Below are 15,044 nucleotides of genomic sequence, written 5' to 3'. Positions count from 1 at the left end.
GAGCGCAAGATGATTCTCACAACGTTCTGACGGTTTGGTCTTGGCGCTCAGACGGTACAGCGTGGTCACAGCGGCTCATCCCCGGACAACAAACTATTGTAAGTGCCGCGCAAGTAAGGATTGTGCTACATGGCACAAACTCCGATTCGCGGGGGTATTTTGGTCCCTGTCCGGGGTGATCGATGTTACCAACATAGCGTCTTCTCTTGTTGCCGTCGGGCAAAACGCTGGTTCCAGCGGCTTGCAAGGCACAAGGAAAAAGCGGCCTAAGACGCTCTCTCATTTCGTGGGGTTGAGGCTTTAACGTGTCGGTCCCTTGGGCTGTTGAGCCCGCTGCTCTTCCAGCTCCTTTTTCTTCCGGCGTGCCTCAGCTTCCGAGTCCATGATCGGGCGTTCCCATCTGGACGCTGGACGCGACAGCGGCGGCAATGGTGGGCGGCGCTGCTCTTGGGCGGCTGCTGGCTGCTGTGCGACCGGCTGACCTGGTGCCTGCGGCAACGGAGGACGGCGAACCAGCTGCTGCTCCTTGCTCTCGCGAAGTGCTGCGGCCTTTGCCCGATCTTCAGCAAGAGAACGAGCCTTATGCTCTTCTGCTGCCTTGTCCTCGGCCGTTACCTTGATGCCGCGAACCTGATCGTTCCAATCTTTGTATTCGACTGGCGGACGACGATCCACTACAGTAGCATCTTCGCCGCGTGCCAATTTCATGCTGTCCTCAACCATAGCTGCGAAATTGCGGCCTGCGCTGTCGTTGTCCATGGCGATATGGAAGTCAACGCCGGGGTTACGCTTCGCCAGCTCGTGAAGGTCATGCAAGCCCTCGTCCGACGGATTGCCAAAAGTCGATGCGATCAAAGAGCGCTCCGGTCGGCCGTCTGCCTGGAACAAGGAAATGCCATCAATGATCGATTCCGCGACATAGATACGGCTTGGATTCTGAACATCGCCAAGGAGACCAAGACGCTTCGTTCCGGGTCCCATTTCAGAGAACGAACGCTTCGCGCCCTCCTGCTTGATGCCCTTGCGCTCGACGTTCCAGATATTGCCCTCAAGGTCTTTGTGAGCAAACGTCGCGCCGCTCGGGTTCTTCTTACCCATGCTGCTTTCCGTGCCGATCTGGCCGGGGAAGCAACGCTGTGTCTGAACATCGATCCCTCGAACGTCGCGCAGATACGGATTGACGCCTCGGCCGTATTTCATCGTCCGGTCCATCATGCTGCCAACCCACTTACGCATATCGGCGTAGGTGTCGGTCACGTAGTCCTTCACGCCGCCCAACTGAATGCGTTCGGCCAAGGTCTTCGGGGCCCGCTGCTCGGCAGGAAGGCGAGGAGTAGGACGGGGGGCTGTATAAAGACTGCCGCCAAGCTCTTCCTTGACGATCCGCAAAGCGTCACCTTTGGCAGCTCCACGCCAGACTGCGTAATCCCAAATGACGCCGTTAAAGCTGCCGTCGCGGGTAGCCCACTTCCAAGAGCCGTCGGATTTCTGAATGACGGAAATCTTGCCGACATTTTCCTTATGAAGGATATGGCCCTCGACGCCGTTCTTTGGAATGTAGGCGGCCTGATATGAGAAGCCGTGAACGCTCTGGAAATAATGCACGAGAGGGTGCCGCACCATTCTGTCAAGCTCTTCGGTCGGAAGACGCTTGCTGACACGCTCCGCGATTTTCTCTTTTGCAGCCTGAATCTTCGGGCTTTTGGCAATCTCCGGTTCTGCTACTGCCGACGTGCGACGTTGCGCGATCTCTTCCAGTTCTTTTGCGGCGGCACTAAAAACGGCCCCCCTTTCTCTTCCGAGACTGCGTGGCATTGGTGGCCTGACAGGCTTCCGTTGTTCGTTCTCTACTCCTTCCGGTTTTGCTTCCTGTCTCTTTTCCACTTTCTGTTCCGCCCTGTTTTCTGGATTATATAGATCATTCGTTTTCTCAAACTTCGCGTCGTAATGCTCGCGATAGTTCTCATGAAATTTTTTCGCGCCTCCAAGAAAGTCACAAGCGTTTGCTTTCGAGTTTGTGCGCTCGCATTCCTCGATAAATCGCTCAAGGATCATCTCGCGGGTAACGACTGCTTCCGGCACGTCGTCTTCCTGACGGCTGGAACCATCCTTGCCCATCGTGAACACTTTGCCTTCCTTGGCGGCAATGTCGTTCTCGATCCGGCTACCGTCGATGATGCCGATAAATTCGTCCTTCTGCCTCGTTAGAGAGACGTATGCGCTCTGTGTCGACATAGCCTTGGTGATTGGGCGTATGTTGACACAAGCCGTAAGCCCTTGAGTTTGGTGCTCGGTCAACACATCAGCGGGGGCGAGCTTCGGAATATTGGCGAGCGGATCGTCTTCCTCACGATAACCGACGAACTGTGACGGCTTAAAGGTTGTCTCCCTGTCATCATCCCATTTGACGGTCACATAGGGCTCGCCCTCTTCGCCATCTGGCTCGATATGAATGACGCGGCACATTGCATTGTTGGCATAGCGCTCGTCATTGAATTTCACACTTTCGGCAAGGGCAAGGACTGAACCCACCATGATAAGCGAATTCTGAATGTCGTCCGTGCCTCGGTCGGCATGGTCGAAGAAATATTGCGGTCCCGTCAGGAAGCCTGCCTCAATCTTCTGCTCAATCAAACGACGGCTCAACATTCGGCGCTCGGCATTGGTCGGCGCAGTAACGATGACACTGCTAGGAAACTCACCCTCCTTCTTCATCGCCAGCTCGATTGTCTTGTCATAGACAGCCTCGGCACTGTCGAGGATCAGGAAAGCCCCACGATCCGCGTGCGCCATGATGCCGTCGCGAACATTGCCGTTAGCCAAGTCTTTCGATGCCTGGCGTGCCCATGCCTCCCTCTGGCGAGCGATCTCCATCAAACGGCCAGCGCCAAAAGCTTCCGTGGTCATGCGGAAAGGTGCGCCTGCCTGGACCGGCGGGAGCTGCTTTGGGTCGCCGATAGCCAAAAGGCGATTGCCTCCAACTCCATCCACCGCAATGCCTGCAGAAAGCCGGTTCATCTTAAGGAGGTCGGAACGGGAGACCATCCCCGCCTCATCGATCAACGCAACGGTCTTCTCATCAAGCTTAAGCTTGCCCTTCTCGGCGTCCATGATGAAGCGGGTAACCGAATAGCCGTTATCGCTCGAAATTCCGATCTCCTTGCAGAGAAGGGTCACGGCTTTGTTGGTCGGCGCGGTCAAGACCAACTTGTAAGGGGCGCGGCCTTGGGAAACCTCGTAATTGCTGGCAAGCTCAAGAGCGCGGGCAACGACCTTCATGGTGGTTGTCTTGCCGGTTCCCGCGTCACCGATCCCGTCGGCTCGCTGACTGCCGGAAAGCAGGTGGTAGACAAGGGCGGCTTGTTCCTTGTTAAGGTAGAACCGGCCTCCTTTGCCATCGTCAAAGCCCTCGGCAATTGCTTCGTCAATGAAGCGCTTCGGGATAGCGGCGATGTTTCCGCGCATGGACTTCTCAAGGTCCATCAGCTCATATTCTTCCATCAGTGTATTGCTGTCGGTGAATACGCCTTCCTTCGACCGGCCTTTCACACCGACCTTCACATAGGCACCTTCGGCCTTTACCTTCTCGACTGTGGCAAGCGCTGTCTCGGCGTTCGTCATGACTTGCATATGCTCAAGCATGGTCGTCTCGAACTTGGCACGTTCGAATACAGCTTCCATTTCGGTGATGTCTTTGACGGACCTCAGCGCAACCTGTTCAGGGTCCAGGTCCGGACGTATCGCCGGAATTGCGACACCGTTTGCAACGGCCTTCGCCTTTAGTTCCTTCCATACTTCCTCTTTCTTTGCTTCCCTCTCAACAGCGGCGTTTCGAATGGATTGAAGAAGAGTCTCAGCCGTGTGTCCGAACTGACTCAATTCGAACTTCCAGCGGTCATAAAGTTCCGGCATGGGCGGCAGTAGCGACTTGTCACGGCGAGTGTTGTAGCTGACAATCTGCGCAGCCTTACGGTGGTTTGCCGTGTTGGTATATCCTGCCGCATACATCTTATTCAGGATCGCTGTCCGGCGCTTCGAAAAGTGTTCGGTGACGTTCGACTCGATACCGTCGATCTTGAAGTTCCGGCCATCCTTAGAGAAGTGGATTTTGATTCCGATCTTCTCAAGCTCGCGCTTTACGTAGTCTATCGAGGCCGTTCTGAAAACCGCCGACGACTTGCCGCGTAAGACGGTGAACTTATGGCTATCCCACGTCCGGATAGTTCCATCAGGCGCACGAGCAACGTTCGGGAAAACGACGTGCGAATGAAGCTGCATGTCGCCGTCGCGGCTGGTGAAGTGATCGAAACGAGCGCCAGCAACATACGCTGCACCCGTCCGAATCTTGCCGCCCTGGCCGTAGCGGACGGCAAATGAACCCTCGCGGTGATGGAGGGCAAGAGCTGCTTTGACGCCCACAATGTGGCCGTCATGAACGATATTCGCGATCTGCTTATAAAGGTCGGCTTCCTCGCCAACGCTGCTTTCCCCGGCTGCCTTGAACACGCCGTGAAGAATGGAAAGAGGCTTCGGCTGTGAATAAGTAAGGTCGCGAGCGTTGATTGCTGTCTCGCTGTTGCGGGTAATGTCGAACGCCTCGCCAGTGTCCGGATTCTCCGCACGGCTCAACGGCTCGATCACGTCCCACTGGACCTGCTCGCCAGCGACAATCTGTTTCGAGATCGGCTCGGCGGCGTCATCAGCGACAACTTCCCAAACACCCATCATGCCGTGTCCGCGCTCAATCGTCTCGTTGTCAGTGTGATACTGCAACGTCTCGCGGCGGCTGTCCTTGTCCTGCTCTCGGTAATATTCGAGGCTGTTTACGGTCGTTAAATCTTCCATTTGGCAATCCCTTATAAAATGAAATTCGCCTAATTATCGCGCGGTGCCAGTCCACGACGGACGCACAAATTCTTTGACTTCCAGCTCCTCCGCGAAGTCGCCATCCATAGTTATCTCGTCAACAAAATCAGTTGACGGCTCGGCGGCCGGTTCGATCTCAAGGGCACGCATGAGATCAGCCTGGGTGCGCTGCATGACGCGGAGCATCGCTTTCGTCTCACGGTGCATCTCCCGCATCTCGGCAAGCTCGCTGTCGCGATCTTGAACGAGAGGAAGCAAAGTGGAGCTGGCCTCGATCAGCATGCGAAAATAAACGGCAGGGTATTCGATCCCGCGCAGTTCCATCTCGCTCTCCATGAGAGCCTTGGTTTCAAACGAGAGCTGCATCGTGACCTTAGTTGAACCCTCTGGAACCACCTTTTTCGGCCTGCCAACTTTTCTGCCTGTCATGTCGTCTTTCCTAATTTTTGGCGACCCCAAAAAGGCCGCGCAGCAGGCCTTTCCGCGATTTCGCGGACACAATAGCCGCACCGGAGGTGCTTATTGTGTCATCAGCAAGTTCCTTAGAACGTAGCTGCATCCTCGGAGGGTAGCAATAAGCCGACGAAATCAACAAGCGAATGCGTGAATATTCTATTAAGAACTCTTTCCTGACTTCATTCTGACCGCTCCATGAACGGCTCTTGAATTCCGTTCTGAACGTCTCGACAACTGCAGTTAACGCAAAGCGTCATTGATCAATTACCAGCAATCGAATAACGCAGGAATGAATGAAGGCTTTAGCCGGAATGAATTCATAACGTGATGATTGCGCACCGTTCTTTGAACGCTTCTGTAATTTCTCGTTAACTTCGAGCAAGAAACATTCGGGAACGCGAACTTCTACCATTGACTAACTGGTGGACAACGAGCACCTATAGCGACCATCGAAACCAGACGAGAGATTAATCCGATGGCTGCGGAAAAAGAAAAGGCAATCGACTATTCGAAGATTGCCGAAGCCCTGAACAAACTGGCGGAAACGCCCAATCCGAAATCCAAGACACTTGCTGACCACCTGCGCGAGCCGTCCGTAAAGGAGGCAATCGAGCGTGCGAAAGCTGCTGGCTATAGGTCCGATGCTATCGTTCCCCTTCTTGCCGAGTTAGGCATCAAGACGACGACCGCCAGCTTCGATGCGACGTGGTCAAAACTCAAGCGCGAAGATCGCGGCGAAACCGGTACGAAGCCGGAAGGCAAGTCACGCTCGACTTCCAGGAAGAACAATCCGGCTAAGCCTTTGCAGACAGCTTCCGAAAAAGTTTCGGAGAGCGGGCCTGACGCCGGAGCGGAACAGGCCGGAACCGGCGGAGACAAGTCCAAAAGCAAGTCGCTCAATAAGTCGCCCACCATGGGCGGAGCGTTCAACGAGAACGATCTTTAGTTATCCCAATCAGTTTAGCGTAAAGGGAATTGTGAAATGGCAACCAAAACTGCTGCGCAGTCTTCTGATAAGAAGCGCCTGATCCTCATCGTGAACAACAAAGGCGGGGTTGGTAAATCTGTGATTGCTCGCGCCCTTGCCGATCTTTACCGGCACGAAAAAATGCCGGTAGCGATCTATGACGCCGACGGCGGAACCGGCACCCTGCTCATTTCCTACGGGACGCGCGACGGCAACAAAGCGCTCCTGAAGGATCAAGACCCAATGATCGGCATCGCCTATTTCGACGTTCGCTCAGACAGCCAGCGGTCGCAGCTTCTCGACAATATCGAAAACGGCGCGGACACGATCTTGGTTGATATGGCTGGTGGTTCGCTCAACGAAATCACCCGGATCGTTGACGACGGCGACGGCGTATCCGGTTTCCTTTCCGCAGTTGAAAGCCAGGGTTACAGGCTCACCCTTCTTCATGCGATCTCGAACGTTCAAGCGGCTACGCAGTCTGTCCGCGACTACATTAATGTCTTCGGTGACAAGGCGGATCATGTCGCCGTCGTCAACAAGGCCTGGGGCACGAAGGACGAAGATTTCCCCTTCTGGTATGGCTTCGAAGACAGCAACGGCGTCAAAAAGGGTGGCAAGGCCAAATCCGATCTCGAAGCCATGGGCGGTAAGGAAATCCACTTCCCTGCCCTGCACCCCGGCATCTTTGCCAAGTTGGATGCTGCCAACCTTCCTTTCCGGCAGGCTGTCGATAGTGCGGACATGACGCTCACGGATCGCACCCGCCTGATGAAATTCATCGAAAACGCCGACACCGCTTTCAAGTCGGTTGGCGACAAACTCGGCCTCTAAGGGGCCGAGTTTTCATCAAGCAAGAGGTATGGCGTCATGCGTGCCGAAATTGAAACCACCAGCTACTTCAAGCAAGTTGCCTCGGCCCTCGATCTCACGAGGGACGAAACCGCCCTTGCCTGGGACATGATGACTAAAGCCAACGTCGGCCGCGACGATCCGGTTTCTGTCATGTTCTGCGTTCTCGCCAAAACCGGGGGCATGACCTCCGGCGTTTCCGACGACCTTAAGCACCAGGTCGAGGAGCTGATGTCCAACCTCCGCGCTGGCGTGTCCTCCGATATTGAAGCTGGTATGAGCAAGGCGCTCGCTGCCATGCCTGCCGATCTCATTTCCAAGGTCGAAGGCGCACTTGAAAAGAGCCTTGGCGATCTGGTCCGCAATGTTGACATGCTCGTCACCAAGGAAGCTGCCAAGCGTGAGACATTTCGGCTCTCCAAGATCGCAACCAGCGTCGCCGCGATTTCCCTGCTCTGCCTGGCAGTCGGCTACGTTGTCGGACGCGATAGCGTCACTGCCACTGCCGCCCGGTTTGAGAACCTGATGGCTCGCCCTGATGCATCGGCCGCCCTCAAGGTATTCGCCAACAACGACATGAACCGCGTTCTCGCGGAATGTGGGGGTGTTGGCACTACCGAATTTCGGGGCGCTCCCGCCTGCAAGCCAACAATCGCCGTGGGGCCGTCCCTCAACAGCGTGGAGGGCGTCAACGGGGTAAAGCTCATCTGGACGCAGCTCGTCGTTAAAATCGGCTCCTGGGGCCTTCTGGCAGCCGGTCTCGTGACCGGGGTCGGCCTTGGTCGGTGGTGGGGTAGCCGGAAACGGGTTGCGGCCTGACCCGGCTCGCCGCCTTTTGGGGCGGCTCGCGAAGGGAGTAGAGCAACCGAGTAGACCTAAGCAGCTGGAGTCAGTATATTCCCAGCTGCTCTTCCCAAAACCGGATGTCGCTTGTTTTGTAGCGTCTCCCTTGGCTCTTCAGCCCAGAAACGATGTTTTCGTTTTCTTCAAAAACATCCTCAACTTGTTTCATTCCCTTCTTCAGCGCCTTCATCTCATCCGAGGAATGGTTCCACGACCTGGAGTCGGGATCATAGACGTCGATCTCGATTGCCCGATCCATGTAATCGTCACCGAGATCAGGGTAGGATTGCTTCCCGAGAAGCTCCAAAATCATAAGCCGCAGAACTTTAGGACCAACCTCGGGCGTTATTTCGTTTATTTCGCCCAGGGCCTTATCCAGCTCCATTTCCCAGTCGGAATCCTCGAACGCTTTGCTGACCGCTGCGACTTGCTTTGGGTCCTTAATATCCTCAAGCGCTTTGATATGTGCCTTCGCCTTTTCTAGGTCCTCTTCGGTAGCATCCAAGGCTTCTCGCGAAGCTGCGAGGTCGGTGAGCGCTTTCTTATGAATGGCAGCGTCAACACGCTTAGCCTTTCCGATGCCCTCCTTCAGCGCAGGCCACGCTTTGAAGAAATCACGCATTGCTCTCACACGGACACCAGCCGTCGCAGCTGGCAGCTCTAGAGCCTCGGCAATATCCTCCAATAGCTGAGTAAGAGCTTCTTGGTCATCGAGCTTGACCCCCACCACGCCTAGAAGCGTGGCCTGCATGACCTCGAATGAGTTCGGCGGCACGACGATAGGGAACCGGTGAGTATTCAAAGCCCACGCTGCACCCAGTTCGGCAAGGCAGAAGGGGCTCTCCATATAAGCCGGTGATAACAGTGCAACGACGGCCTTGGCCTCGATAGCTTTGGCTTTGATCGCATCGACAAAATTTGCCCCCTTCTTCACACCTTGGCCTTCCAGACTGGAGCAGAAGATACTCTCAGAGGTTATGTTCAACGCTCTCGCGAGGAAATTTTCAAAAGCATTGACCAGTTCTACGTCGGCGGCAGAGTGGCTCAGGAAAATCTGAACGGGGGACGATTTTTTTTGCACGGAAAAGACCTACGAGGTGGGTTGTCATGATCCTCTAGCGCAACCGAACGGAAAGGGAAATACCACAGTTATGCTGCAACCAAAGATACTGCTCCATGACCGTAGTAGGTCTGGAAATAATCTGGAAATGTCTCACTAATGTTGACATGAAGGACAGCGGAAACGCTCGCTGAATCCAATTTTAGTCGCTGCTATCCTTGCCGCTCCACTCAACAAGATGATCTTTGCCAATGGGTTCTAAGCCCGCCTGAATAGCTGCGAAAACGTATCCCATCAGACGAGGAACCGGAACGGGATAATCAGCACCAATCGGCTCCAACCCCCTTTCGAGCGCGGCGAGAGCGTAGCCGACATGAGGCGGAATTTTCCGAGAACCGCCAGCCCATTTCTTCGGCGTGTATAGGTTGAGGTCAAGAACCGCTGCCAACCTCTCATGCGTGAAGCCCAAGCGCTCGCGCTCAGAAGAGAAAAAATGGCGGTCCATCGATAGGGCCATAAGCGGCGAAATCCTAAACGAAAAGAGGGCGGTAACTAGAACGCCCTCTTGTAATATCAATGTCTGATTTCCGCAATCTTACCGGCGCATGCCCGCAGACTTCGGCCGGTAAGCCGGGGCGGAATCAAAGCCCTGCTCACGGTCCTGGTCCAGATCGGCCATCATGTCGAGCTGCTTGCGGTAGCCCTCGCCAAAGTTAGGTTCGTTTTTTGCTGCTGGTGCCCCAGGAGCCCTCGCGGCGAAACCTTCAACGATCTTCTCGCGGGTAGCGGTCCAGTTCGACTTTGCTTTGCCGAAATCCTTCGGGAGCGGTTCCTTGTGGGAAAGCTCCACGCCGGAATAGTCCTTGCTAAAGCTAAGCTTCGGGACATTCGCGATATGCCGGAAATTGGTCATATGATTCTTGATACCGAACTCACCGGCCCGGCCGAGATTGTCGAGCTGCCCATTGGTCATTGACATAAGCCAGTCTTGCGTCTGCTTCGGCATCAGGCCGCCGATCTCCTGGCGCTTTGCCAGGGTCGGTGCGTTGGCGTAGTCGAGGACATCCTTATAAGCCATCGGCTCCTTGTTCGGACCACCGAACATTGCGCGATCACGAGCGAGCGCTTCCGTCTTCTGGAACTGCTCTTCCGGCGTCAGCTCGTCCTCGTCGTCAAGGTCCGGAGCCGCGTTGGCTTCAATGGCTTCCTCTATCTCCTCGGCGGCATTGGCCTGCGGAGCTTGGCCACCACCACGTCCGAAGATCATACCCACCGCGCCGGAAACAGCGCCAACGCTGAAATCCCAGGCGGCCTTCCCGCCCTTACCCATTGCCTTTGCGGCGGCGATAGCGCCCTTGGCGATGCCCGCCAACAGTTTTGCGATAGTCTTTTTCATAGGTAAATCTCTCCCGTTTCTTGTTCTTACCTGACGCGATTCTGCCTGTCGGCGGAAACAGGAACAAACGATATTTCAGAGATTTATCCCGTTGTTTCGAATATCGAAATATTGTTGATAGGGTGGGCTTGTGTTCGTCCACGATATTAATCTCACGCCACTTCAGAAGACGGCCGACAGGGCAATTTTCCCGCCATGATACTTCCCACAAGCTCGTGTCGCGGCAGAATGGTCTATGCTGCATTGCCTTCTCACGAGCCTGAGCCAAGCTCAATGACCCGCCCGACCCGGAATGACCCGTCTGCCTCGAACGACACGCCCTTTCAACGCCGATCAGGCCCATCCTCCGCGCGGCGGTTCAGGATGGACGGAAAGAGCCTCAATCTCCCTGAAACAAAATCACGCGAAGCGCACGGGAAAAAAGAAAAGAAAAATGCGAAACGTAATTTCGCGCGAAGCGCTTCGCCGCAAGGCAGGGAATATATCTTATGTATATCCTTTATGATTCCGAGCGAAATGCCCCGTAAATACTGGAAAAACACCCGTTCTTTGTGTTACTTAATGTCGAAACCAGTGTTGACATTTCACGATTTAAACCTCCGACATTTAGTAACACAAACATTCTAGCGTTACTTTTCGGGTGACGAGGTAACAAAAAGCTTTGTCTATTCCGCCGACTGTTGCAGACTTACTTTAACGCATCAGAGCAAGTCGCATGCCTGTCACATTGACACCCAGACCAGACGGCAAAACATGGGCGGACGTCCAGAAAGTTCCCAAGGAAAACCAGTTCACCGGCAAAGATCGCAAGGGTTTGAACGCCCGCAGCGGAGCCGCCGTCTTCACCGATCCTGTCCTGGCTCAAGCCGAACAACCTACCGTCGATAAACAAGCTGCTCTGATCAAGCATCTCCGGATCATCGGTGCAAAGGGCGAGGGCGACAAGATTGAAGACGTGCTGACTGCTCAAGGCCATGCGCTCTATGAATTGCTAATGGCTTCCGCTCGCGACCAGGGAATTGAAAATCAAGAGTTCCTCGTCTCGGCCGAAGTTGCCAAGAAGTATCTTGGCATCGAGCATAATGCTCGCCTTCAGAGCCTGCTCGATCAGCTCCACAACACGGAAGTCCAGTATGATTTCCGTGTGCCAGGATACGAGCGTAACGGAAAAATGTCTCTCCTGTTTCCAGACTGGATCAGAGATGAGGCTACCGGCAAAAGATTCATCGCTTTCAGCGTCCACAACGCGATCAAGCAAATCATTCTTACCCGGCACCATTACACCAAGTTGGAAATCAACGCGTTCCCGAAATTCAGCTGCAAATACACGCCTCGCATCTACCCACGGCTTGCGTTGATCGCAGGGCAGGATGAGCCTTTCCGGTCGTGGCGCGTGACACCGGAGGAACTGGTTCGCGACATATGCTTTCAATTCGACGGGAAGTTCCATTTCGGTAACTTCGAGAAAGGGTGTTTGAAAAAGGTCGCGGCCGACATCGAGGCGCACATCACCCGCTTCACAGCATCATATGAGGTCGTCAGAAAGCCGGGTCGCGGCAATCCCGTCGATTACATCCTGTTCCTCGTTCAGCCTCGCGAAGCTCCATTGCAGGAACAGCGCAAGGCTCCCCTGACGGCTGAAGGGTATGCGGAACTGAACGCCTCGCTGAAAAACGAGGACACATTCCACGGTGAGATGCCCTCAACCGAACTGCTGCGCCAGGGTGCCACGCTTACCGGCTACGATGCCCTTGAGCTGCTGGAAATCTGGAAATCGAACGTCAGCCAAATGCACGCATACCCTTCGATGCCCTTGCCGGATGCTGATCTAGTAACCGGCGACGAAATCTTCGGGCTCCTGTATGAACAAGGTATTGCGGCTGCGTTCGCTCACTGGTGCTCTTTCCTGCGGAAGAAGCCAATAGCGGCCAACCCGGCTCCGGTTCAAAAACAGCCTGAAGCGACCTGGGGCACAGTCGTTCATCATGACAAAGAGACCGGCTACCGAATGACAGTGTCGCAGGCTCCGAAAGTTGAGCGTCCAGCTTTCCCGCACCAACAGCTCGTTGACGATCTTACGGCCGATGAAGTTGCGGCCGTCTCCCATTGTGATGCTAATCATAATGCATGGCGTTTCATCACCAACAGCCTCGTAGAGCACGAGGAATCGGCGCTCTACACCGCGATGAAGATTGCCGCCCTCCCCCAGATCGCTCACGCAAGCCGGATCGCGTTCATGACCCGCCTCCTGCGCAAGGTTGACGCCGCAAAATCATACGATCTTGGCAAAGTCGTTTATGAGACGTGCCGCAATGAAGAGAAAAGAATGCGTGCGGAACGTGTCGCGGCTAAGCCCGTCGAAATTGAGATCGGGTCCAATTGACAGACTTGCAGTTTCGCATTTTAATCAATTTACCTGATCGACTGGCAGGTGTTTGAGGACCTTCGATCGTTGGAAGGAGTCCGGGACATCTGTATACCATGCCTTTTTGATCGGGCCAATTAACTGCGGCGCACCCGTAGTATGGCTCGACAGGCATTTGAGTGAGGTTTTTCAGAGTATCTCCCCCAACTGGTCGTCAGCTCGGTGCCCGCCTTTAAAGAAGGGTGGATCATGAGCGTGGATGATCAACACAGCAAGGATCATGAGAAATCTAGTGAGGTCCGCCAGCCCGAAGCGGGCCTGATTGGCAGGCTGCTCGGAACTGGCACGAGTGCGCTCGTGAACTTGGCTTTCTTACTGTCGATTGCTGGCCTTTTCGTCTTCCTGATCGTGTGCTTTGTTCCCTTGGGGCCAGAGGCTTCGAAAGGCACTCTTCTAACCGGCTTACTGGGTTTCAGCACAAGTTGCGCAGCGTTCGCGTTTGGTCGCAACAGCACCGGGGCAAAGGACTGAAATTGGTTCCTCAGTCGGTCGTTGTGCGCTCACGACCGGCTCGCTGGCAAAGTGGTCTGTTTGAACGGACCAACGCCATGAGCATTGGACCAATCGCAAACTCCCCTGCCTCGGTGCGTGGTGTCAGGTCATCAACGTGGCGGAATGTCGTTGGCCTTCACATGGTCGTCGGTCAAAACCGATGACCGGTCGCGGGCCACGAGATCGTAAAAATCGATCAGAAAATCTCTCAGAGCTGATTGCCAATCGGCCGGATCAAAGCTGTTCAACTGGAAACGTCGGATGATGTTTTGCTTTCGAATCGGCCCTGCAAATTCGCCATTTGTGTATTCCACGCTCGGAATACGAAGATATTGATCAAATATGCCCACGGCTCCGAATTCGACGGTAAACGGCGCACGAAGCTCAAGCACCTTTTCATAGATAAGTCGGTAATTTTCCAGAGTCGCGGCGAAGGCCTTTTCGACACCAATGGCCGGGATGTGCGGCGCGGTTTCCGAACGAAATACCTCCTCGCTGACTCCCCATAGCTCGCCTGATTCGAAAATCTGAGTGAAGCTGGTTATGCCTTCGCCGTGCGGCTGAAGGCTTATTGCACCGAAGTCGTTGCGATTATGCAGAGGGCTGATCAGCCTCTGCATTGGCAACAGTCGTTGCGCAACCTCTACCGCACGGGTCAAACCAACGCGCGGTTGGTCCGCGTAAGTCGGGAAGAGTCTAAGATAGATCGCTCTATCCCGTTTAAATCTCATTTCTTGTTCGCCTGGATAGCCGAAGTTTACAAGGACATCATCCGGCTGAAAGAAAAACGCGGGCGGCCTCACCGGTCCCGTGGGCGTAAAGCCAATGTCCGTCCGTGATTTGCTGACGATATTCTGGACCATGAGCCTCAGAATGGCTTCTAGCTTTTCTGACAGCTTCGCGCGTGCCGCTCGACGCACCCCGTCAGGACTGTTCGGCTCAAGGCTATATTGTGTCGGATGCCTGACATGGCCCATATCGAACGGCAGCTTTTCCGGCTCCCCGTAATAGATGTTCATTACTGGCATCATGGCCTCGAATGTGAGCGAGCGAAGCGCGTAGCCATATTCGACCATGACATTCGGATTGGGAACGAGTTTCCCTCCGCCGGTCTCAGCGACAAAAGTGAGATCGGGAACGAAGATGTCGGCTGAGCGAATCTTGTTGAGGATCGTTTCGGTGACGGGAGGAGTGCCAACGACGCCTTCTGTGTCAGCATCAATCTTCATCTCGACGCCAAGGGCGCTGTCCTCGTTTATTCGAGATGCCGCATCATCGAGCGCCCTGCGAATGAAGTGCTGATTTCCTTTCGTATCGCGATCACTCTGCCATGCGTAGAAAACTGTAATCTGTCGCTTCGCCATCTTGCTTCCCGCCCCCAATACAGCCGAACTTATATAATCCGAGAGCCGGACACGATAGCTATGACAATTGCCTTGCCGACGCCTCTCAGGCACATTCCACTTGGTGCCAACAGCGATGGTTTCGATGCTATTGTTCAAGCTTTCGTCACGCAACTTCATCCGGACCGTCTTCGTCGGGGCTTCTTTCATAACCGCGCTCTTCCTGGCTGATAAGACGTTCTTCTACGACTGGATTGCGAATCGTCTCGGACCTGAGGCGTTTAAGCTGGCGCTCCAATTTCTGTTGATTACGGTTCTAGGTGGGGCTCTTTCTGCTTTTGTGA

The 15,044-nt window shown here is 54.7% G+C and carries 12 protein-coding genes; 6 read left to right on the top strand and 6 right to left on the bottom strand.

The window, feature by feature from the left end:
- Positions 1-300 precede the first annotated feature (300 nt).
- Together mobF and B5E41_RS29160 are read right to left on the bottom strand one after the other, a co-directional pair.
- Positions 301-4,845, bottom strand: a complete 4,545-nt coding sequence (mobF, locus tag B5E41_RS29165; RefSeq protein ID WP_088397101.1) for a MobF family relaxase — start codon at positions 4,843-4,845, stop codon at positions 301-303.
- 33 nt (positions 4,846-4,878) lie between these two features.
- Positions 4,879-5,295: a hypothetical protein gene (locus B5E41_RS29160; protein ID WP_088397100.1), complete on the bottom strand. Its 417-nt coding sequence runs from the start codon at positions 5,293-5,295 to the stop codon at positions 4,879-4,881.
- 502 nt (positions 5,296-5,797) lie between these two features.
- Between B5E41_RS29160 and B5E41_RS29155 the strand changes: the two genes are divergently transcribed.
- The 3 genes from B5E41_RS29155 to B5E41_RS29145 are packed head-to-tail and all read left to right on the top strand — an operon-like array spanning position 5,798 to position 7,960.
- Entirely contained in the window at positions 5,798-6,268 is a 471-nt protein-coding gene (locus B5E41_RS29155) for a ferrochelatase (RefSeq protein WP_088397099.1), read from the top strand.
- Between the two features lie 36 nt (positions 6,269-6,304).
- Positions 6,305-7,123, top strand: coding sequence for a nucleotide-binding protein (locus B5E41_RS29150; RefSeq protein WP_088397098.1), 819 nt, complete (start codon positions 6,305-6,307; stop codon positions 7,121-7,123).
- A 36-nt stretch (positions 7,124-7,159) separates the two neighbouring features.
- A complete protein-coding gene (locus B5E41_RS29145; protein ID WP_088397097.1) occupies positions 7,160-7,960 on the top strand; it encodes a hypothetical protein in 801 nt (266 codons plus the stop codon).
- Positions 7,961-8,030: 70 nt separating this feature from the next.
- On the opposite strand, the gene B5E41_RS29140 is transcribed toward B5E41_RS29145, so the two are convergent.
- From B5E41_RS29140 to B5E41_RS29130, 3 genes are all read right to left on the bottom strand, one after another.
- Positions 8,031-9,065, bottom strand: coding sequence for a toll/interleukin-1 receptor domain-containing protein (locus B5E41_RS29140; protein WP_095999813.1), 1,035 nt, complete (start codon positions 9,063-9,065; stop codon positions 8,031-8,033).
- 181 nt (positions 9,066-9,246) lie between these two features.
- Positions 9,247-9,561 carry a hypothetical protein gene (locus tag B5E41_RS29135; RefSeq protein WP_141098825.1) on the bottom strand — a complete coding sequence of 105 codons (315 nt, stop codon included), beginning with the start codon at positions 9,559-9,561 and terminating at the stop codon, positions 9,247-9,249.
- Positions 9,562-9,639: 78 nt separating this feature from the next.
- Entirely contained in the window at positions 9,640-10,440 is an 801-nt protein-coding gene (locus tag B5E41_RS29130) for a hypothetical protein (RefSeq protein ID WP_088397095.1), read from the bottom strand.
- 715 nt (positions 10,441-11,155) lie between these two features.
- Here B5E41_RS29130 and B5E41_RS29125 point away from each other — a divergent pair.
- Together B5E41_RS29125 and B5E41_RS29120 are read left to right on the top strand one after the other, a co-directional pair.
- Positions 11,156-12,823 carry a replication initiation protein gene (locus B5E41_RS29125; protein WP_088397094.1) on the top strand — a complete coding sequence of 556 codons (1,668 nt, stop codon included), beginning with the start codon at positions 11,156-11,158 and terminating at the stop codon, positions 12,821-12,823.
- A gap of 231 nt (positions 12,824-13,054) precedes the next feature.
- On the top strand, positions 13,055-13,336 hold the full coding sequence (locus B5E41_RS29120; RefSeq protein WP_088397093.1) for a hypothetical protein: 282 nt from the start codon (positions 13,055-13,057) through the stop codon (positions 13,334-13,336).
- Positions 13,337-13,467: 131 nt separating this feature from the next.
- On the opposite strand, the gene B5E41_RS29115 is transcribed toward B5E41_RS29120, so the two are convergent.
- Positions 13,468-14,721, bottom strand: a complete 1,254-nt coding sequence (locus B5E41_RS29115) for a hypothetical protein (protein ID WP_088397092.1) — start codon at positions 14,719-14,721, stop codon at positions 13,468-13,470.
- 124 nt (positions 14,722-14,845) lie between these two features.
- On the opposite strand from B5E41_RS29115, the gene B5E41_RS32030 reads away from it, so the two are divergent.
- Positions 14,846-15,044, top strand: a 199-nt coding sequence (locus B5E41_RS32030; RefSeq protein ID WP_210191829.1) for a hypothetical protein, incomplete at its 3' end; no start/stop codon positions are given.

The sequence above is a fragment of the Rhizobium esperanzae genome, from assembly GCF_002204185.1.
In the GTDB taxonomy this organism is placed as follows: Bacteria; Pseudomonadota; Alphaproteobacteria; order Rhizobiales; family Rhizobiaceae; genus Rhizobium; species Rhizobium esperanzae.
The sequence above is the reverse complement of the archived record's forward strand: the minus strand, read 5'-3'. Positions and strand labels throughout refer to the sequence as shown.